General features: G+C 67.7%; 22 protein-coding genes. 5 read left to right on the top strand and 17 right to left on the bottom strand.

All coding sequences use genetic code 11. The features are described from left to right. Window positions 1–61: 61 nt before the first annotated feature. Genes A4A78_RS02630 through A4A78_RS02620 form a run of 3 tightly spaced genes read left to right on the top strand, consistent with a single transcriptional unit; the run spans window position 62 to window position 1,753 of the window. Window positions 62–562: a helix-turn-helix domain-containing protein gene (locus tag A4A78_RS02630; protein WP_062946870.1), complete on the top strand. Its 501-nt coding sequence runs from the start codon at window positions 62–64 to the stop codon at window positions 560–562. Beyond that, window positions 559–1,101, top strand: coding sequence for a DUF6036 family nucleotidyltransferase (locus A4A78_RS02625; RefSeq protein ID WP_062946869.1), 543 nt, complete (start codon window positions 559–561; stop codon window positions 1,099–1,101). The genes A4A78_RS02630 and A4A78_RS02625 overlap by 4 nt, the downstream gene beginning before the upstream one ends. 1 nt (window position 1,102) lies before the next feature. Beyond that, entirely contained in the window at window positions 1,103–1,753 is a 651-nt protein-coding gene (locus A4A78_RS02620) for a hypothetical protein (protein ID WP_062946868.1), read from the top strand. Here A4A78_RS02620 and A4A78_RS02615 read toward each other — a convergent pair. The 8 genes from A4A78_RS02615 to A4A78_RS17685 all read right to left on the bottom strand — a co-directional run bounded on the left by A4A78_RS02615 (window position 1,728) and on the right by A4A78_RS17685 (window position 7,251). Further along, the gene (locus tag A4A78_RS02615; RefSeq protein ID WP_062946867.1) at window positions 1,728–2,426 is read right to left on the bottom strand and encodes a hypothetical protein; all 699 of its coding nucleotides are present in this window, start codon (window positions 2,424–2,426) and stop codon (window positions 1,728–1,730) included. The genes A4A78_RS02620 and A4A78_RS02615 overlap by 26 nt on opposite strands. Before the next feature lie 273 nt (window positions 2,427–2,699). After that, complete coding sequence (locus A4A78_RS17690) at window positions 2,700–3,956, bottom strand: hypothetical protein (RefSeq protein WP_156488530.1); 1,257 nt, start codon at window positions 3,954–3,956, stop codon at window positions 2,700–2,702. A 285-nt stretch (window positions 3,957–4,241) separates the two neighbouring features. Beyond that, window positions 4,242–4,784 carry a hypothetical protein gene (locus A4A78_RS02610; RefSeq protein ID WP_062946866.1) on the bottom strand — a complete coding sequence of 181 codons (543 nt, stop codon included), beginning with the start codon at window positions 4,782–4,784 and terminating at the stop codon, window positions 4,242–4,244. Between the two features lie 64 nt (window positions 4,785–4,848). Continuing rightward, the gene (locus A4A78_RS02605; RefSeq protein ID WP_156488529.1) at window positions 4,849–5,418 is read right to left on the bottom strand and encodes a hypothetical protein; all 570 of its coding nucleotides are present in this window, start codon (window positions 5,416–5,418) and stop codon (window positions 4,849–4,851) included. Between the two features lie 184 nt (window positions 5,419–5,602). Further along, window positions 5,603–6,145, bottom strand: a complete 543-nt coding sequence (locus A4A78_RS02600) for a hypothetical protein (protein WP_062946864.1) — start codon at window positions 6,143–6,145, stop codon at window positions 5,603–5,605. Further along, window positions 6,142–6,366: a hypothetical protein gene (locus tag A4A78_RS02595; protein ID WP_062946863.1), complete on the bottom strand. Its 225-nt coding sequence runs from the start codon at window positions 6,364–6,366 to the stop codon at window positions 6,142–6,144. The genes A4A78_RS02600 and A4A78_RS02595 overlap by 4 nt, the downstream gene beginning before the upstream one ends. Next, window positions 6,363–7,115, bottom strand: coding sequence for a hypothetical protein (locus tag A4A78_RS02590; RefSeq protein ID WP_156488528.1), 753 nt, complete (start codon window positions 7,113–7,115; stop codon window positions 6,363–6,365). The genes A4A78_RS02595 and A4A78_RS02590 overlap by 4 nt, the downstream gene beginning before the upstream one ends. After that, the gene (locus A4A78_RS17685; RefSeq protein ID WP_156488527.1) at window positions 7,108–7,251 is read right to left on the bottom strand and encodes a hypothetical protein; all 144 of its coding nucleotides are present in this window, start codon (window positions 7,249–7,251) and stop codon (window positions 7,108–7,110) included. Before A4A78_RS17685 ends, A4A78_RS02590 begins: the two co-directional genes overlap by 8 nt. Window positions 7,252–7,423: 172 nt before the next feature. Between A4A78_RS17685 and A4A78_RS17890 the strand changes: the two genes are divergently transcribed. Together A4A78_RS17890 and A4A78_RS02580 are read left to right on the top strand one after the other, a co-directional pair. Beyond that, window positions 7,424–7,741 carry a hypothetical protein gene (locus A4A78_RS17890; RefSeq protein WP_062946861.1) on the top strand — a complete coding sequence of 106 codons (318 nt, stop codon included), beginning with the start codon at window positions 7,424–7,426 and terminating at the stop codon, window positions 7,739–7,741. Beyond that, window positions 7,695–9,182, top strand: coding sequence for a type IV secretory system conjugative DNA transfer family protein (locus A4A78_RS02580; RefSeq protein ID WP_062946860.1), 1,488 nt, complete (start codon window positions 7,695–7,697; stop codon window positions 9,180–9,182). The genes A4A78_RS17890 and A4A78_RS02580 overlap by 47 nt, the downstream gene beginning before the upstream one ends. A 62-nt stretch (window positions 9,183–9,244) precedes the next feature. Here the strand turns inward: A4A78_RS02580 and A4A78_RS18235 are convergent, their stop codons facing one another. From A4A78_RS18235 to A4A78_RS02540, 9 genes are all read right to left on the bottom strand, one after another. Beyond that, window positions 9,245–9,367 carry a hypothetical protein gene (locus A4A78_RS18235; protein WP_255360951.1) on the bottom strand — a complete coding sequence of 41 codons (123 nt, stop codon included), beginning with the start codon at window positions 9,365–9,367 and terminating at the stop codon, window positions 9,245–9,247. Then, window positions 9,367–9,735 carry a hypothetical protein gene (locus tag A4A78_RS02575; protein ID WP_062946859.1) on the bottom strand — a complete coding sequence of 123 codons (369 nt, stop codon included), beginning with the start codon at window positions 9,733–9,735 and terminating at the stop codon, window positions 9,367–9,369. Before A4A78_RS02575 ends, A4A78_RS18235 begins: the two co-directional genes overlap by 1 nt. 32 nt (window positions 9,736–9,767) lie before the next feature. Beyond that, window positions 9,768–11,855, bottom strand: coding sequence for a hypothetical protein (locus tag A4A78_RS02570; protein WP_062946858.1), 2,088 nt, complete (start codon window positions 11,853–11,855; stop codon window positions 9,768–9,770). After that, window positions 11,852–12,361, bottom strand: coding sequence for a hypothetical protein (locus A4A78_RS02565; protein WP_062946857.1), 510 nt, complete (start codon window positions 12,359–12,361; stop codon window positions 11,852–11,854). Before A4A78_RS02565 ends, A4A78_RS02570 begins: the two co-directional genes overlap by 4 nt. 493 nt (window positions 12,362–12,854) lie before the next feature. Beyond that, window positions 12,855–13,313, bottom strand: a complete 459-nt coding sequence (locus A4A78_RS02560) for a hypothetical protein (protein ID WP_062946856.1) — start codon at window positions 13,311–13,313, stop codon at window positions 12,855–12,857. A 472-nt stretch (window positions 13,314–13,785) separates the two neighbouring features. Further along, a complete protein-coding gene (locus tag A4A78_RS02555) occupies window positions 13,786–14,085 on the bottom strand; it encodes a hypothetical protein (RefSeq protein WP_062946855.1) in 300 nt (99 codons plus the stop codon). Further along, window positions 14,082–15,935 (bottom strand): DNA polymerase, encoded by a 1,854-nt coding sequence (locus A4A78_RS02550; RefSeq protein ID WP_062946854.1) that lies wholly within the window; start codon window positions 15,933–15,935, stop codon window positions 14,082–14,084. Before A4A78_RS02550 ends, A4A78_RS02555 begins: the two co-directional genes overlap by 4 nt. After that, window positions 15,932–18,481, bottom strand: a complete 2,550-nt coding sequence (locus A4A78_RS02545; protein ID WP_082835149.1) for a phage/plasmid primase, P4 family — start codon at window positions 18,479–18,481, stop codon at window positions 15,932–15,934. Before A4A78_RS02545 ends, A4A78_RS02550 begins: the two co-directional genes overlap by 4 nt. A 116-nt stretch (window positions 18,482–18,597) precedes the next feature. Then, the gene (locus tag A4A78_RS02540; RefSeq protein WP_062946852.1) at window positions 18,598–18,801 is read right to left on the bottom strand and encodes an AlpA family transcriptional regulator; all 204 of its coding nucleotides are present in this window, start codon (window positions 18,799–18,801) and stop codon (window positions 18,598–18,600) included. Between the last annotated feature and the right edge of the window lie 300 nt (window positions 18,802–19,101).

Raw genomic sequence — 19,101 nt, 5'->3', positions numbered from 1 at the left:
GTGCCTGCGGCTTGATCATCAAGACGTTGTGTTTGTGGTGTTTGGCGGTAGAATAGGCGACATGCAGAACGATTGGCTGACCACGGGAGAGACGGCGACGATGCTCGGCGTCTCCCGTCAGCATGTCGTCGACCTCTGCGACCGCGGCGAGCTGAACTTCTCCCGTGCCGGCACCCACCGCCGGATCCGCCGAAGCGACGTCCAGCGGATGCTCGAGCCGCAGCTGACTCGCGAACAGGAGAGGAGCCTCTGGCTCCACCGCGCGCTGCTCGGACCGCTGATGATCGACCCGACCGCCGTCCTGGAGCAGGCCCAAGAGAACATCCGGCGCTGGCTTCCGCGCCATCGCGCGGACGGCATGGCGGCGAGCTACCTCACCCAGTGGCAGAAGCTCCTGGACGGCGGCGTCGACGACGTCGTGGATGTCCTCGTCGGCACCGACGAGCACTCGAGTGAGCTCCGGCAGAACTCGCCCTTCGCGGGCGTGCTCTCGGACGAGGATCGCCGGCACGTGCTCTCGTCCTTTCGGGACCACTGGAACCAGGAGCACGCGGCCGCGTGAAGCGACAGGAGCTCGCGCACCTGCTTCGCGCCGCCTGCAACATCACGGGCGATCGCGAGGTCCTGGTCATCGGGTCGCAGGCGATCCTCGGCACTTTCGACGAGGACGATCTTCCGGCGGCGGCGACGGCGTCCATGGAAGCTGACATCGCCTTCCTCGATGATCCAGGGCGAGTCAAGGCAGACGACGTCGAAGGCGCGATCGGAGAGTGGTCCTCATTCCACAGCACCCACGGCATCTACGCCGAGGGAGTCCATGTCGAGACGGCGACGTTCCTCCCGGACGGCTGGCGGGACCGCCTGATCAGCTGGCAGCTGCGATCGTCCGAGCCTGCTAATCCTCACTTCCTCGAGCCGCACGACTTGGCGATCTCGAAGCTCGGTGCGGCTCGGGAGAAGGACATGGACTTCGTGGACGCACTCATCACCGCGGGTCTCCTCGATGTCGCGACCCTGGTCCAGCGATGTGCACGGCTCGGTGACGAGCATGCCCTTGTGCGAGCTCGCATCGGGGACTTCCTGGCGCGCTACTCCAGCTGACATGCGAGGTCGCCTGACTGCCGCCGAGCGCGAGGAGATCGCCCGCGCCGGCCACGAACGCTACAAGGCAGGGGAGTCCTGGGAGACGATCGCCCGGGACCTCGACCTCCATCCCGGCAGCCTCCGGCGCATCGTCGCACAGCTCGCACCGGTCGAGTACCGCCGCTGGGGCCAACGAGCCGTCGCGGACCCCGCCGAGATCGCCCGCCGGCGCGGTGAGGGCGAGAGCATCCAGTCGATCGCTGAGTCGCTGAAGTGCTCCCGCACCGCGGTGCGGACTGCGCTCGAGAGCGTGAGCGGTCCGTCGGCCACGCGATACCCGCGGCTCTCCACACGCCGCGACCCCACGAGCGATGAGGTGCAAGAGCTTCGCCGGCTCTACGAGGCGTGCCCCGAGGCCCCGCGGAACCGACCCGGACACCGCGAGACCCGCGCCGAGGAAGGCGCAGAGCTCGCAGAGGCGTGCGCGGCCCTCGTCGCAGAAGGTGTGCCGATGCAGACGCTGTCGCTCGCGATGGGACGCGGCGCGACGTGGGTGCACTGGCTGCTCGGCCAGCACGACCTGCGTCCGGTCCAACGGCAGAGCCGCAGCACTCGCACGCGAGTCCCGCTCGGGGCGGGGCGCACTACTCGGCCGGCCGATCCCTCGTGAGCTCGAAGATCGCGAGCTCCACCTGAGTCCGCGTGCGACCGTACGGCGCGCCCCAGGCGTCGAGCAGTTCGAGGTACCGCTCGTAGCTCGGGGTCCTCGTGGTCATCAGCTTCTCGGAGGGCGTGGTGTTCTCTCGGATCCAGCCAATCACGCGCTTGTCGAGGATCGGGGCGACCTCGGGGCCGTCGATCGTGCCGGTCATCGAGGTGAACGCGAGCCACTTCGTGAAGAACGCGCCACCGAGGTGCTTCACGTGCCCCTCGTTGTTCAGGTAGTAGAAGCCGGCCACTGCGCCGTCCTCCTGCAACCGGCGCGCACCCTCGAGGAGGCGGTCCCGGATCGAGTCGTCGACCGGCTCGTCGCGGTTCCCTCGCCGTGCCACCCCGGTCAGCATCGCCCGTGCGAAGAACGCCCGGCGCGGCTGGGGTCCACCCCAGATCAGCATGGGCACGAACGCCCCCAGCACCCAGTCCCGGGTGAGGTTCGCCTGGACGACGTCGCGCACGCACTGCCGGTCGATCCGGTCCGGCAGGTCCCGCAGCGCGTCAGCCGCGTCGGGGACGTCATGGACGACCGGCTCCCAGACCGAGCGATCCCAGGGGAAAGCCCGCTGGGCTGGCGGTTCCTCGCGCAGGCGGGGGACAAGGACGTCGGGGATCTCCGGGGTGCTCATGGTCCATGTCTAGCGCATTGCGCACAGGGTCATTACCGGGCGCACTTCCACATGAGCCTGGTCTGGATCCCACCGCCCGCGGGTTCCCGGATTCGAGCACCGGGGGCCCTTTCATGCGAGCCGCCAGCACGCCCGCTACGAGCCCCCTGCAATGGCCGTGTTGCGGAAGATTCGATCGCTGGCGACGAGTCCGTGGTCTTCGCCTGATGCAGCGCTGTTTGGACCTCACGTTCTTGCGATAGTGCCAATACCTTCGACGGCAGGAGGCGCGCCCTAGTTTTGGTGAAGCAGTGCAGCGATCACGGGCTTGCTGCCGTCGAGATGGCGGGGGCCATACATGTCCATCAAGCTTCCCCCCACTCCGGTAGTTGCGGCTGCAAAGGCTGCAACGCCCGGGCCGCCCGGAATCGCGGAGATCCCTGCAATAAGCGCTAGGCCAAGGTTCTTTGGTGCATTTCGTTTCGGGACATCAGATTTCGACACCGCCTTCCGTACTTCGTCGATTCGCGGCAGCATCCGGTCGCTGACGAGCTGCGGAAGTTCCTTATCGGATAGGCCTACACTCGCCCGCTGTAATTCGCGTAGTTCGATGCGCCAAGAATTGAATGCTTCTTCCGACGCGCGCACCTTGACGGCGGTATCGGGGTCTAGTGTCAGGTCGGGTGCCATTTGATTGAGCACCTCCTCAACAAGTGGCCGACTCGGAGCGGAGGCCTGACTTCCCCGGACGTAACTCGCGCTTTTTGCTTGGAGGAGTGCCAGTTCGTTGGCGCTTGCGGGTGCGTATCGAGCGCCTAAAGAGCCGCTGAACAGCAGTGTTTTCGCGAGATAATAGAACTCGGGCCTCCAGCGTTTGGGATCTGCGGAATTCTGCAGACCTCCAGGCGGAGAGGCGTGAAGGCCGCGGATGTTATCCCATCTAGGAAGGGGCACTCCTTCCTGCCTGGCTGCGATCTCCACCATGGAGTCAGACCGCAAGTCGTTGCGCACGGAGGAGTCCAATGCATGCCACTCCCTTTCGATGACAGGAAACTGGCTCCGCATTACAACTATGCCACTTCGAAGCAGCGGTTCGAAGTGCTCAAGAGTGCTGAAGATGGCTTTAAGGTCGGCCCGAACCGCATTAATGTCATCCTCTCGATTTGCGCGCCTCCCGGAGTTCGCCCAAAGTTTCGCGCCGTGGATCATTTGGATGCCATTGCTTCCCTTCAGGGTCACTTCCGGGAGGATGCTGAAGTCGGAAAAAAAGTATTCAGCGAGCGGGTCGTGAACGAGGAGCCGCGGCTGGTACAAAAGTGAGCAGTTTAGTTCGGGTCGAAAGACTTCATGCTGCCAACCGTTGCCAAGCCATCCGCCCGGATATATCAAGTCACCGATCGGCTCTGCGCTGGGCTTCATCCGTGAGAGCTTCTGTGCCGCGGCGTTGACTCTCGTGCCCAAGTCGTCAACCTGCGCGGCAGTCAGGCTTTCAGCAACGTCGGCATCGGGGAGACCGCCAAAGAAGTCGTCGAGGACATCTAGTGAGGTCACCAGCTCACCTGCGGGGGGGAGTCGTCATGACCTAAGGATGCACGAGATTTATCGATGAAGCGTAGGTGCCCGGTCCCAGCGCATAGTCCGCGTGCAGCGCAGGTGGAGAAGCGCCGGGATGGCGGTGCGCGGGGCAACCTGGCCCGGGAGGCCAGGTTGCGCTCCTGATCGGGTTCGAGAGCGCGTTCGCGTGACGACGTGCTGACAGAGATCATTGCTCGAGTTGCGAAGGACCTGCTGCTCTTCATCGCAGGTTCGCTTAGCGGCGACGGTGCCCGCGGTAGATCAGCGCGAATCGTCGCCGTCGTTGTGAATGCTGGAGCGCATCAGCTCGAGAAGGATGCCGAGGGGGATCTCGAAGACTGGGTCGAGTGGTTGATCCAGAAAGTCGTCGACGGCAGCCATCAGATCTTCATGGCGATCTTCGCGGATCCCCGTGAGTGGAGTCGCGCCGAGGCGCTCGTTCCCGAGGATGAACCAGGCGCGCGCGACGTCGGCCCCCTCCACGTCGCTGATCCGGAAAAAGGTTTCGCGGGCCAGCCGAAGTCGCCGTGCCTCGGCGGGGGAGGGACGCGGACCAGACTCCAGTGCCCACCTTCGGGGGAGCGTCCGGTCGCGTGTGCCGGAGAGAGCCGCGGCTAGCGTCGGTCCGAGGGTGTCGAGAAGATCCTGTGCGACCAGGTGGATGTCGGGCTCGGCGGTGTCCAGGCCGAGCTCGGCCATTAGAGCTCGGTGGGAGATCTGCTCGTCATCGGCTCGCGCAGCGGCGGCCTCTGCGACGTCGAGCTCGTCGTCCTCGCTGTCCTCGTCGTTCTGGTGGATGGGCATCTGTGTCTCCTGTCCGGGAAGGGTGATGGTGGGAACGCGAAGGCAAAGCACCGGCGTTGAGGGGCTATTCGTAACTAGGGTGCCCCGTTCCGAGGACGAACGCGGCGAGGGGCTTGCCCGCGTCCTGACACATTCCGGCGTAGTCCTGCAGCTCGAGCTCCGTGCGCGTGGACGCGATGGTGTCGCTGCCGCCAGGGACGGGACGCAGGGTCCGCTCATCGATCTGCAGCACGGACTCGCTCGATGCAGACCAGCCTACGAGCTCGCCAGGAGCGTCCCCTTCCCAGCGCGCGGTCACTGTCAGGTCGCCGTTGTCGACGAGGGTCGCGTAGACCTCGTGGGTGAGTCCGCCGGCGCAGTTGTACGAGCGGAAGTGCACATCCGCGCCGTCGATCTCCCAGACCTCGAGCTCAGGAGAGAAGGCCTGCATCGGCCGGAGGTACGTCACCGCCGAGTCGGACTCGGGGGCCAGATCCACGGTCACCTCGGGGAGCGGTGCAGGGATCTCGAAGCCGGACTGCTCGCCGCCGCCGCCATCGCTGGGCTCGGGTGCGTCGCTCTCTCCAGCCGAGGGGGTTGCGTGGTCCCCGCCGCCGTCCGAGTCGGCGGGCGAGTCGGCGGGAGTCTCAGGCACGCTCGCGGGCGAGGATGCTGTGGTGACCGCCCCGGGATCGGTCGGCTGCCCCTGAGCCGTCGGCTGCCCGGGGGCAGCAGCGCGGTCGGCCTCCGCTCCCTTGTAGGCACACGCGGCGCTGCTGGTCAGGAGCGCCGCCGCGAAGATGGTGACAGCGAGGCGACGCACGATGTCGATGCCCATCTCAGGCCTCCCGTCGGGTCTGGCTGCGCAGGGCGCGCAGGAGGCCACCGATGAGCGTCGGGAAGCAGATCATCGACGCGATGATGCCGCCGGCCGCCAGAGCGATCCAGATGTTCCCGAAGACGGTCAGTGCATAGCTGATCAGCGTACGGACGAGCACGAAAGTGATCGCGTAGCCGGCAGCGATGAGGGTGAGGCGCAGGAGGGATGAGCGGTCGAGGATCGCCTGGACGAGGCCGGCGATTGCCCGCAGTGCACCGACGCCCTCCGTGATCCGCTGGTCGTCCGACGGGGCGCTCGGCAGGACGATCACGCCGTTGCGGAGCATGAGCTGGACCAGCATGGTCAGAAACGCGGTGACGCCGGTGGCGGCGATGTCGATCAGACCCCACTGGGCGAGGCCGTAGGCGAGCGAGACCATGCCGCCGATCGCAAGGAAGGTCGCCAGGACCCGCCAGATGTGCGCCCCAGCGTCGGCCGCGGCGTTGTGGATGTGGATCTGCGGCGCGGGGCCGGCGTTCGCGGCGCGGTCGTCGATGGTCATCGGTCGTGGTCCTCTCGAGCAGATGCGGCGGCGTCCTCGCAGACCTCCGCCATGGGGTCACGGTCGGGGGAGGGCTCGCCGTACCAGAGCCACGCGGGCTCGAGCTCGCCGCGCAGCGCACGGCGGCGACCGGCGACGTAGCCGGCGGCGGCCGCGACGGTGAGCAGGATCAGCCCGGTGAGCACTGCCCAGAAGCGGTCGTGGGGGTCAGTGGCGGTCATGCCTTGGTCTCCTCGGTCTCTGCGGCGTGTGCGGTAGCCAGCTGGCTGATGAGCTTGGTCGGGTCGGAGGCGACGGCCTTTGGAGACGGTGCCGTCGCGGGTGCTGAGCGGCGCGCGGACGCCAGAGCCTCGCGCTGGCCGCGGCGGACCGCCGGTGCGGTCCAGCCCCAGGCGTAGGTCGACCAGGCGGCGGAGAGGAAGCCGAGAACGACCTGGGTCTCGAGCCAGGAGAGGATCCCGGCGGCGTACCAGCGCGAGAGCGCAGCCGGCGCGAGCAGCCCACCGGAGACGATCTCGAGCTGAGTGGCGATCAGGTAGATGATCGGCAGGTCCAGGCCGAGCCAGCGCACGAGGATCGCGGCGGCGACCACGACGGCGGCTGCAAGGATCAGCGGGGCGAGTCGCGGTCGGTGCCTGCCCCCGACAGAGGCGAGCGCGCCGTACACGGCCGCGCTGATCAGCCAGGTGAGTCCCAGCACGACGACGCGCAGCGCGACCAGTAGCGAGACTGCCGTGACGGCTAGAGCAGCGCCCTGCACATCCTCGGTGCGGCGCGTCCATCGTGCCCACAGCCCCGGAAGGTCGGCCTCGTGTAGTTGTCCCTCGCCGAGCCCGGCGGCCGAACGCTGTCCGCGGCGAGCACGACGGGCGAGGATCTCGGCGCGGCGAGCAGCGCCGGCCTTGTCCAGCCATGGCCTGCCCTTGATCCATGCGGAGCGCTCGAGCTCCCAGGTGTAGCCGTCAGTCACGGATCACCACCGAAGCGGCGACCTGGGTGGCGGCGGGCGACAGGGGAGTGACGGTAGTGCCGACCACGAAGCCGACGAGGAACGCGCTGAGCATGGCGACGGCGATGATGACCAGCACGAACAGCAGCTTGGCCACGGTGATCCCCTCTCGGTAGTCGAAGCCGCGATGATCGACGAGGGCCTCCGGGCCCCTGGTCCTGCGGCATGGCACCATAGTAAAGTAGTAATTACTACGAGGCAACAAGTGGGAGGGGGTCGGTAGCGTAGTGGAGTAGTAGTCACTACCGATCCCTCCGCAGGAGCACCCCATGACCCAGCCGACCCGACGCCACACCCTCGTCCTGGACCTCGAGGCCGACCAGCGCCTCCGGGAGGCTGCCGCCGAACGCGGCACCCGCCCGGGGATCCTGGCCCGCGCGCTCGTCGCCCTCGGCGTGGACGCCCTCGAAAAGGGCGATGTGGCGACGGAGGGAGCGGTGGCCGCGGCGGTGCAGTCCGAGAGAGCGCGACGAGCCGAGATCGGCCGCGCAGCCATGGCCTCACGGTGGGGCCATGAGGAGCGACTACAGGAGGGTCAGGATGGGGCTGCTGGACAAGGCGACGAGATGGGCGGCGTCAGCCGCTGAGCAGGCGACACCCGCCACTGTCGAGAAGGCCGCCGCAGGGGTGCGCGATGAGCGGACGCCGTACTGCGGATTCGAGATGGACCAGCACGGCAACGCGACGGGGCGGGCGGAGAGCGGGCCGCACCTGCTGGTGCTCGCGGGGTCCGGGGCCGGAAAGTCCCGGCGGGTGCTGGTGCCGCAGATCGTGACCTGGGACGGACCTGTCTGCGCCGTCTCGGCGAAGAGCGACCTCGCGGAGATGTCGGCGAAGCTTCGCGGGCGGCGCGGTGGCCCGCTGTACGTCATGGACCTCACCGGCCAGGCCGACTGGGACTCGATCCCCGACCGCGCGATCCCGGTCATCAACGACCCGTGTTCACTGCTGATCCCGGATGCCGACGGGTCCACCGACGATTCCGCGCTCGCCCTCGCGACCCTCCTTCTGCAGGTGGGCTCGCTCGGCATGAGCGCGACCGGCGGAGGCGGCGGCGACTCTGGGTTCTGGGCGACGTTGGCGCTGCGGACCCTCGCTGCGCTGCTGCAGGCCGGCGGTTGGTACCCCGACCCCGAGACGGGGGAGCCGATCTGGGGCGGCGGCATCGGCTGGGTCCTCGAGGCCGCGATCAACTACGGCGAGATCGGGCAGGAGAAGCCGGAGAGCGACGATGACGACGAGGATGAGCCCGTCTTTGACGAGCCGGCCGACCTCGAGACGCCGTCCTGGGACACCGCGGCACTGCGCGGAGCGCTGATCGGCTCCGCGCACGCCATGGAGCTCGGAGCGTCGAAGGCGTTGGATGCCCGCCAGCGGGACTCGATCGGCATCAACCTGCGCGTCGCGCTGTCTCCGTGGCAGCTGAGGACGGTACGCGGCACCGGCGGCGAGGATGCTGTCGCTTTCACCCCGGAGCTGCTCGAGGATCCCGGGGCGATCTTCTATCTGATCTCCCCGTCCTCCGGCAGCGCCGCGGGCGCGGCGACGGCGGTAATTGAGGCGCTCGTGTCCCACTGGACTCTCAACGCGATCCAGAAGGGCCTGCCGAAGATCGCGATGGTGATCGACGAGTGCCCGCAGATCTGTCCGATCCCGCGCCTCAGCGAGCACGTCGGCCTCATGCGCAGTTACGGCTGTCACTTCACTGTCGCCGCCCAGCACAGCAGCCAGTTCGAGCCGCGGTGGGGAGCAGCGGGGATGAAGATCCTGCTCAATGTCTTCCCGGCCGTACTGATCGGCATCGGGGCGATCGAGAAGGATCTGCTCGAGCAAGCCGCTTGGACCGAGCCGCCGACCGAGCGGCAGGTGGCGTCCCGAGATGCTGGCGGCAGGGCGAGCTACTCTGCCGACCGCGTGGAGTCCCTGCACCCGGCCGAGCTGCTTCCGCGACACCAGGGGGAGGGGCGGCTCCTCCTGCGCGGCCGCCAGGGCCGACGGGTGAAGCTCGTCGACTACTCCGAGATGTGACCCGACCCCGACGTCTAGAACCCCCTGGTGGATATCCACCAGGGGGTTCTCGGAGAATGCGGTCAGTCCTCCTTCAGTGCGGGGCACTCCTCGTCATGCTCGATCGGCTCCCACGGCCCGGCGGCCGCGTCGCAGGCGAGACAGATGTCGTACGGACCCGCACCCAGCAGCAGCATCCCGCTCATCACATACCCTGCCCGGCATTCTGAGAAGGCTCGATCCCGCGGGCCTTCATCCGCGCCTGCCGCGTGCGCATGGTGGCCATGCGCTGACGGGCCGCGGCGACCTGCACGGCCCGCGAGTTCTTCGCGCCGGTCTGCTTCTCCTGACCCTCCTGGGCCTTCTTCTTCGTGTCGGTGGTGCTCATGGTGTTCTCCTCCATCATCCGGTGCCGCCGGCCGGCGGCACGCTTCTTGTCCTGCTGCTCCTGCTGCACCGCGCGCCACTCCGAGCTGTCCGTCCCGAAGCGCCGCGCGGCGACGTTCCTGCCCTCGGCCGCGATCGCGGCGCGGACCTTCTGGACCTCGCGCGGGTCCACTTTCTGCTGTGCCATGCCTGCCCCCTTCGTGACGGCCTGACCGGGAGTCACATCTCGAGTCCGTGGTCTTGCTCCTGCCTCCTCTCCCGCTCGCGTGCTTCAGACGCCCGCACGCGGGCCTGCATCGCTCGGAGTCGCTGCTGCGCTGGGGAGCGGTCCGCCGCCGCCTTCGCGTCCGGATGCGGACTCGCCACCTCGTCCAGTGCCTTCGCGAAGGGCAAGACCTGCTCGAGCGCGCGGTCCGACTCTCGGGAATGTTCGACCCGCTGCGCCTTCCGGTCCTGCTGCTCCTGCCGTGCCCCGGGCGTGTCCTTCTCGTAGACGCCCTGACGCATCTCGTCCTTCAGACGCGTGATGGTGGAGCTGAGCTGCTCCACGTGCTGGGCAGCGTCCTGGGCTCGGGGATCTCGGGCCTGTTCAAGGCGGAACCGCTCCTGAACCGCCGCAGTCCGCTGTTCGAAGGTCTCCGTGCGCGCGGCGCGCTTCGCGACCCGCAGCTGCAGCTGCTCGCGGACGCGAGGGTCCATGTGCTCGCCGAACTCCTCGAGGAACCGAGGGCCGATACCGCGCGGCACGAGGGCCTCGTCCAGCCGCTGCCCACTGGCCAAGGCATCGCGGGCGTGGTCCTCTTCGAACGCGGCCAGCGCTGCGACGACGGCGGCCTTTCGGTCGTTCGTCGGGGTGAGGTCTCGCAGCGCGGAGCGCCAGGGTTCCGGGGTGCTCGGGCTGATTGCAGTCTCGTCCTCCTCGATCGTGCGCAACAGCTCATCGAACGACGCGTCGGAGGAGTCGCCGCCCTCGAGCCAGTCCATGCCGGCCAGGGTCTCGTCGAAGAGCTCGTCCTCCCGCGTGCGGGGCCGAGCGGCGGCAGCGGCGCGGCGGGCGGCAGCGTGCTCGCGCTCCCAGCGCTCGTCCTCCTCGAGAGCCCCCGCCCATGCCGAGGCGAGCAGGAGCTGCTGGCCCTCGACGACGAGGGGCTCGATGTCGGCGCGCTGAGCGTCGATCGCCTCACGGGAGCTGTCGATCTGCTGCACCGGCCCTGCAGTGCGGCGCTGGGGCAGCTCCACCTCGAGGCCCTGCGCCTTGCGGTTCAGCTGCTCGTCGACTGCGGCGATCTGGAAGGCAGGTCCGAGCTGGCGGCCGGTGACGCCGCGCTTCATCGGCGCATCACCGTCGGTGAGCCGGTACGTGAGGTCGTGGGTCCGTCCCGGCTTGCCGCGGCGAAGGCCGGTCTCGGTGACCTCCACGCCCCGTTCCATGAGGGCGGCGACGTAGCAGGCGCGGTCCCGGACCTCGTCGTCGGTGAGCGCCTCGGTAGCGAGGCGGCGGATGCGGTCCGATCCCGACTCCTGCCCGCGACGCGCGTCGTGATAGTCCTTCTGAGAGCTGCGGCGCTGGGCCTGCTGGTACTCGGGCGTCCCGACCCGGGGGAGCTCCTGGCGAAGACCACGCTCGGGATGCTCGTCGAGATAGGACTCGAATCGCGATCGGATCGCATGGATGTCGGTGATCCCCTTCGCGACCTTCTGTCCGGCGCGGTAGTCCCGGCCGTCAAGCGAGAAGTCGCTGTAGACCGTGGCGTTGGTGGCGACGTGGATGTGCACGAGCCCGCTCTCGCCGTTGCGCTCCAGCCAGATGGACTCCTGCAGCCCGGGATAGTGCTCCTCGCGCTCGGCGACCACGGCGTCGAAGAATCTGCCGATGCCGTCCATGTCGTCGCGATGGATCAAGTCCGGCCCCGCGGCGTAGATGGTGTGCAGCGCCTCGGACTGCTTGATCGGGGTGCGGTCGTCCGGCTCGACGCGCAGGTGAGTCGGAGTCTCGCCGTCCCGCACCGGGCGGTACCGCCAGCGCTCGCCCCGGCGCTCCCTGATATGCGTCCCGCGTTCCCCGGTGGCGTGCAGACCGGTCTCGGGATCGACGCTCTCGTGGGCGGCGCGAGCGACCCGGGTGGCTCCGTCGGTGCCGTGCAGTTGGCGCACGGCCTTCCACTCGCCAATCTGGGTGGCGAGGTTCTGGGAGCAGTGCCGCGTCGTCATCAGCATCGGCGGCTCCTGGCCGTCCTTGAGGCTGTCGCGGTAGCGCTGCAGCGGGGCGGCGGCGCGGCCAGCGAGGACCTTGATGGTGATGCTCATGCCGTTGCCGTCCCGAGCAGCACGCCCCGCAGGGCATCGACCAGGAAGCGGCTGTCCGCATCGTCCAGCAGCAGCGGCTCCAGACGGTGCTCCAACGCGGTGAGCGCGGCGGTGAGGTCCTGTACGTCCTGAGCGGTGATCTCGGTGGTGCTTCCGTCCACGGCGACGCGCAGGGTGTTGGCGAGCTTCGCGACCTGGTTGGTGTGCGCGCCGATCTTGGCGTGCTGGGTGGCGACCTGACGCCATGCGTGCTCGAGCCCGGCGATGGTGTTCCGGAGATCCGCGACCTGCGCTGCCGCTTCGGTCGCAAGCTGCTGCGCAGCGAGTGCCTGCTCCACTGCCTCGGAGCCGACGTGCGTCCAGACGGTCTTGAGCGCGGTGGCGCGGGGGAGCGGGGTGCCGGTGGTGGAGAGTGCATGGGCCTGCTGGTCCAGGCGCTCGAGCTCCTGCGGCGACAGCGAGACACCGACGGTGGTGCGCGTCGACGGAGTCGACGGTGATGTCATTTGGGTGCCCCTTCCGGATCGCGCTGCAACAGCTGATGCCGTCCAGGAACCCGAGGGCTTGGACAGCGATCGCTCGTGGCGATCCGGATGAGGCTCATTCTATCGAGCGAAGGTCCGACACGTCTATGACCAGCGACGATGTTGAGCACGGTACCGCGGTACCGTGCCCTGACCCGCGGCGATGCTTTCGAAAGTACTCTGATGCGAAGGAGAAGCGGCAAGCAATCCCCCCTGCTAGCGCGTCCCGCTTCGCGGCCCGGGCTTCGCCCGGATGGGGGTTGCTTGTCCCTCACGGTGCACACCGGGTCCTCGCTGACGCTCGTCCCCGCTGTGCACCTCCGGGCGGGAGGGGCTGCCGCCCCTCGCGCTGCGCGCTCACCCTGCAGCGGATGCCGGAGCATCCGGAGGCCCAGCTGAGCGCACAGGGTGCGCCGACATGGCGACACCCTCTGCACCATCGGGTGCAGAGGGTGTCGCATAGGAGTGAGGGCGCTCAGGCCGTGATGAGCTCGTCCTCCTCGACGTCGGGAAGCAGAACCTCGTCGGTGTTCATGAGCGCGGAGGTCGCGGCAGGGACCTCGCGGGGTGCAGGCCGGCGCTCCTCCCGGCCGGCCTCGTCCTCGAGCTGCAGCTGCTCGAGCAGCTCGGGGTTCGAGGCGGCGAAGGCGGCGACGATGCGGTAGAGCCGCTGAGTACGCACGACCTCGGAGCGGTCGACCGCGACCTTGGTGAGACGGCCGCGGGTGATGCGGGAGCCCGGGTGCTCAGGGTCGACGCCGAGCAGGTCATAGAGGGCGAGGACGAGGCCGACGTGCGCGTCGGCGGCGTGCCGCTTGGCCTTGTCGACGGCGGCGCGCAGAGAGGCCTCGTCAGCCTCCTTGGCAGCCTCGGCCGCCTCGAGCTTGGCGCGCAGGGCAGCGATGGTCTCGTCGTGGGAGGTGGTGGTGAACATGATCAAGCCCTTTCGGTAGATACGGCGGATGTTGCGGCCTCATCTCGTGGCCGCACTGTGGTCAGGGAAAGGGCGGCTGGGGTCGCCTTCGGCCCGGAACTGACCACGATCAGGCCAGTGCTAAGTGCGGTCCGGTGTTGCTGGCCCGTTCGTGGTCCGTCTGTGGTCACGGTCTGGTCGGGGGAGGTGACTTCGTGGGCGGGATTGGACCGCGAACGGCCCGGCGGAGACCATCCAGGAGTGCTGGCCTCTTCGTGGTCAGAACTTGGTCGGTGACGGGCAACCCGTGACCACGGTTCGATCGATGCTGGCCAGGATCGGGCCAGTGATCGACCACGATGAGGCCAGGAGCGGTGAACGGTATCGAGGCGGTACCTTTCGGGCCGCCCACGGGCCGAAGCTGACCGAGATAAGGCCACGGACAGTCAACGAGTGGGCCACGCACCTGCGAGGAGCGGACGATCCGGAGCCTTCAGCGCTGGCGGCGATCAGGGTGGTGGCTGAGAAAGAAGCCGACGATCGCACGGGTGAGGGTGTCCTCGAAGAGGGGCGGGTCGGTGAACCCCTTCGGCGACGGCGAGGGGAGGATGCTGTCCAGAAGGACGAATACCTCTTCCGGCGCGGTAGCGAGGAACTCCTTGACTTCTGCGGGGGTCGCCGGCTCCGAGTTGATCGCCCCCTGGAAGATGAACTCCTTGACGTCCTCCCGACGCATGTAACTGTTGAGCACATCCTGCCGGGGGCGACGGTACTTGCGGTTGCGGACGGTCATGCTGCGATCTCCTCAGTGGTGTTGTTGGTGTGCCAGGTGCAGTCGCGGTAGGTGCAGTTCGGCTGGTCGCGGTGTGCGCGGGCGACTTCGGGCCAACCGGGCTTCTCGGAGCGGTAGCAGTCAGCCCAGTCCGCACCGCGGTCGCCCTTCTCGGCGAGGATCGGCACGGATAGTGCATCTGGGGTGATCCGGTACTCGAACTGGAGCGCACCGAGGATGGCTTCCTCTGCCTCGTCCGCACGGTCGATGGGGACGGACAGCACGATCTCGTCGTGGACGATGGCGCGGAGACCGGGGAGCAGCCACTCCGGCAACCGCAGGATCCCCTCCATCATCAGATCCCTTGCGGTCCCCTGTCCCATAAAGGCAGGAGCCTGTGTGTACTCCTTGCCGGGCTGCACCCTGACCCAGCGCCCGAAGGCGGTCCTCAGGACCTGGGCCGCCGCCTGGCGTCGGATGACGGCCTTGAAGGCCGCGAGGTATGGGTAGCTCTGGTCCAGGCGTGCGAGGTGCTGCTGGGCCTCTTCGAGGCTGATCCCCGCGGACTCGGAGAGCCTGCGGGCCCCCATCCCGTACGACGTCGCGTGGGTGAGGGCCTTCGCCTCAGAGCGAAGCGGATGATGGCCGACAGCGCGGTTCCAACCGTCCTCCCCGAACACCGCGGCGGCCATCTCGCTGTGAAGATCCATCCCTGGCTCGAACGCCTGGAGATAATCGGGGTCCTGCGAGTGGGCGGCCATTGCGCGCGCGTCGATCTGACTGAGATCGGCACAGAGGAGGACATGTCCCGGGTCGGGGAGGAGGAGCGCACGTTCGAGGATGTTCTCCCGGTCCCTCTTCCCAAGAACGGTGAGTCCCGGCTTGGTGATCGAGATGCGACCGGTGGCCTGGCGAGCATCTACGTCGGGATGAATGCGACCATCGGGAGCCGTGTGGTCCAGGAGCATCTGCGCCGTCGATCGCTCCCCGTTCAGGGCACGCAGGACGCTGCAGAGCTCGAGGAGCTCGGACTTGTCCGGGTGCTGCTCCGCGAAGGCGCTGAGCGCCTCCTTGCCGGTTGCGATCGCGCCCTTCGAGGTCCGCGGGGGCTCCACACCGAGCGACTGAAATGCCAGCTCGAGCGCAACCTTCCCCGCCGAGGTCGTGTGCGGCCTCGCCCCACAGAGAGGGAGACCGAACCGCTCGTGAAGGAGGGCCTTCCAGCGGCCGACGCGCTCCTGCTGCTCCGAGACGATGCGCCGTGCGGAATCGACATCCACTCGCCATCCGGAACTCGTGATGTGCCCGAGCCGCCACATGATCTGGTGCTCGCGCGCGGCGTAGTGGTCGACCCGAAGGACGCGGGCGAGCCCTCGCACAAGCTCCACGTCCTCCCGGGCGTATGCCCTGTAGGTCGGATCGTCGACGGGGATCCGGTCGTAGCCTCCATGGTCCCGCGCGAGGCGGGCCAGGGCCGACACCCCGGACTCCTCATCGGTGAGCTTCGATCCGATGCCGTAGCGCTTACACATCGCGTCCAGGCCGTAGCGACGCTCATCGCCGCCCCCGGAGAGCGGGGGGTCGGCGAGACGGCCGACGATGTAGGTGTCGATGACGCGGTGGGTCCGGACGAGCTGCGCGAGATCCAGGCCGTGGTACCGGGCAAGGGCCGGGAGATCGTACGCGAGGATATTGTGGCCCACGACGAAGTCGGCCCGCGCGACCTCGGCAACCACAGTCGAGATGTCCGTGGTCACGATGACCTCGGCGTTCCCGATGGCGTAGGCGGCGAGACGAACGAACCCGGGGTCGCCGTACCAGAGCCGATCGGCGCTGCCGGTCTCCGTATCGAGATAGACGATGTGACTCATGCTGCTGCACCTCCGAGCTCTGCAATGGTGGGGCCGCTGATCTCCGGCGTCGCGCGGGGCACGGTCGGGCCCGCGCCGTTCCCGTGGACCGGGATCGTCTCCAGTGCAGGGGTCGCCTCAGAGGGAGCGGTCGGTTCCGCAGGCTCAGCCGACTTCGCTGAGGGTGTCGGGATCGGGGCGGTCGCGGTCTGCGAAGCATGGGCCGTCGGGGCGCTGGCCCGGAACCGCCATCCGACGAGGTACTGCCCCTGCTCGGGCGGCACCTGGAGTCCACCAGCGCCAAGGGGCCGGCTCAGGATCAGAGAGCGACCGCGCTGCGCCGCCAAGGTCGAGATGCGCGTCCGTCCGGTGAACCGAGCGTCTTCGCTCTTGCGCCAGATGCTGTCCTGCAGGCGCTGACGGAACCGTGGCACGCCCATTCGCTTCTGGCCATTGTCGATGAGATGGGTCATCAGCTGGTCGTAGAGGTCGTTCCCCCAGATCACGGCGTCGGGGTCCTTGACGAGGTGGTCGGCGGCAAAGCTCCAGAAGGGGTCGCTCTCTTCGCGCCACCGCCGAGTGTCGTCCGACACCGACGTCGGCGGTTCCGGCATCGTGCAGTCAGCCTTGTACCAGCGCTGAGCACCTGCCACGATCCAGGCCAGCACGGCCTCCTTGACCCGCTCGTCACTCGAGACGCGATCCCGGAGTCGCGGATCGCCGTGGCGGTCCATCGGCCCCTCAAGCGTCTCGTGAGGCTTCCGGTATCGGAACGGGAACGCGATCTTGATGAATCGTCGCCACGAACCGTCATCACCCTCGAGAATCATCAGATCGTGATTGGTCGAGATAAAGAGCGAGTCGGTCGCAGCGAATTCGATGTAATTCCCGTACATCGGACGGGCGCGCCGAACCTTCGTCCCCACCAATTCCTTGACCCGTAGCATGTCGAGAACACCGCCGTCTGCAGCTTCTTCCTTCACCCCAAGACGCAAGCCGCGCAGGGGCATCACGACGGTCGGGTGGACCTCGCCCTTGCTCATAAACAGCTCCCGGGCGAGGGAGCCGGAATAGGATCCGAGCGCGGCCATGACGGCGTTCAGCAGGGTGGACTTCCCGTTCTCGCCGCCGCCCTGAAGGACGGAGATCCTGTCGTCGTCGGGAACGAGGCCGGTCGCGGCCTGGCCGAAGCGGATCTGCAGGTAGTCAGCGACCTCTGGCGGCACCGCGCGGAGAACCTGATCCCAGTCTCGATGCTGGGAACTGGGATCGAACCGAACTGGGGTCATCTTCGTGACCAGCCGGGACGGGTCATGAGGGTAGGTCTTCGAGGTCCGCAGGTCCACGACGCAGTCCGACGTCACAAGGATGTGGGGATCGGTGTCGAAGTGCTCAAGCCGCTCGGCCAGGTGGCCGCGAAGGAGGAACGTAGCCGCTGCGATCGCAGACTTGCCGAGCCGGTTGAGGGCCTTGCGGACCTGCTCAGGGTCGCCGCCACGGGTGACCTCGGCGAACTCCTTCTTCGAGAACTTCTCAGTCTCCAGAGTGATCAGGGCCTCGTCGGTCAGTGGAGCCCAGATGCGACCATCCCAGTGGTGCCAGCCGCTGCCCAGGACGTAGTGCCAGCTGCCGCGGAGCGCGTCTGCGAGGCGGCTCGTAAAATAGGCGTCGGTGAATCGGGCTGCGGCGCTCCTCGTCGGGCTCAGATCGCTGTCCGACCCGCCGTCAGCGCTGCCTGCCCCGCTTCCCGGCTTCCCGGGCGCAGCGGGCGCGGGGTCGACCCGCACGAGATCGGTGAGGTCGAAGCCAGCTTCCAACATGTCGGTGACGTCGGACTTCTCGGGCATCCCGGTCGGCACGTCGAAGAGCTCGACGGTCTCGGCGACCTCCTCGAGGAGCGCGCAGGCGGTGGAGCCGTGCCGACGGCCAGCCTCGTCGTTGTCCTGGATGATCCGGACCTGAGCTCCGCGCAGCTGCTCCGCGTGGGCGGAGGTGAGCTTGCCAGCCCCGCCGGCGTTCGTGGTCGCCACGACGCCAAAGGAGGCAAGAGTGTCGACGTCTTTCTCTCCCTCGACCAGATAGATCGGCTGAAGGTTCTCGATGCCCGCCTTCACGGCGACCGCGTTGTACAGAGTGGTGCGTGCCTGGCTGCTGATCCCCTGGAGGTTCCAGACATGACCGCTAGGCCGGCTGGCGTCGACGACGCGGTTGCGGATCTGCTTCCGACCCTCGTCGTCCACGCCGCGCACCACCTCGAAAAGGTAGGTGCCTTCCGCGTCGCGGTACGGATAGGTCGCGACGACCTCGCCGCCACCGGGCATCCACTCGGGGAGCCCGAGGGCGGACCGGATGCTCTCGGCGGAACACCCCGCGAAGCAGTGGGTGTTCACGGAGCCGTTCGACTTCTCGGTGATCGCGAGGGACGGGGTCGAGTCGTCGTGGGCAGGACAGCAGGCCTTCCACTCCCGGCCATACTGCGTGTCGCGGGGTCCCGTGACCCGGGACAACATGGCGAGGACGTCGTCGATGCGGCTCTTGCGAGGGTGCGGAGAATGTGCAAGACTCATGATGAATCCCTTTCATGGGGTGTCACCCACGCGAGACAAGTTCCCGCTCGATCGCGTGAGGTGCGGTTTCTGTAAAAGGCCCTCGGCTCAGCTGGGGGCCTTTTGCGTTGTCGTTCTCAGTTGGCCTGCTCTTCAGTCACCTCATGGGCGAGCAGCCACTCCATGACGGCGGTCCGCCGGTAGAGCACTCGACTGCCAATCTTGATGTGCGCCGGTCCGACGCCTCGGTAGCGGAGATCGCGCATGCTCCGAAGCGTGCGGTGGATCATCTCTCCGGTCTCGGTCTCAGTCATGAACTGCTCGGTGTCCGCGGCGGCCATCAGTGTCCCCTCCTGTCGCGACATGTCACTTGGCGTACCTCAATGGTAGTAGATGATGGCGAAGTGCACAACATCGAGGCGTGACGCAGGCTGCTCTTCTGGTCGAAACGTATTGCGACTAGGTCTTGTGCAGGACGTGCAGGACGTTTTGGAAGTTCTCCATAGGGCTTCCTCGCGGGGACTTTCCGATCGTCCTGCACATCCTGCACAGGATGCCACTGACCAGGCGTTTCGTTGTTGCAGGGAGTTCTTCGACGGTCCGGCGACCACCTCCGTGGCTCGTCCGAACCGCCCCCGAGC

Origin of the sequence: Brachybacterium sp. sponge (genome assembly GCF_001613775.1) — a bacterium.
Taxonomy (GTDB): domain Bacteria; phylum Actinomycetota; class Actinomycetes; order Actinomycetales; family Dermabacteraceae; genus Brachybacterium; species Brachybacterium conglomeratum.
The sequence above is the reverse complement of the archived record's forward strand: the minus strand, read 5'-3'. Positions and strand labels throughout refer to the sequence as shown.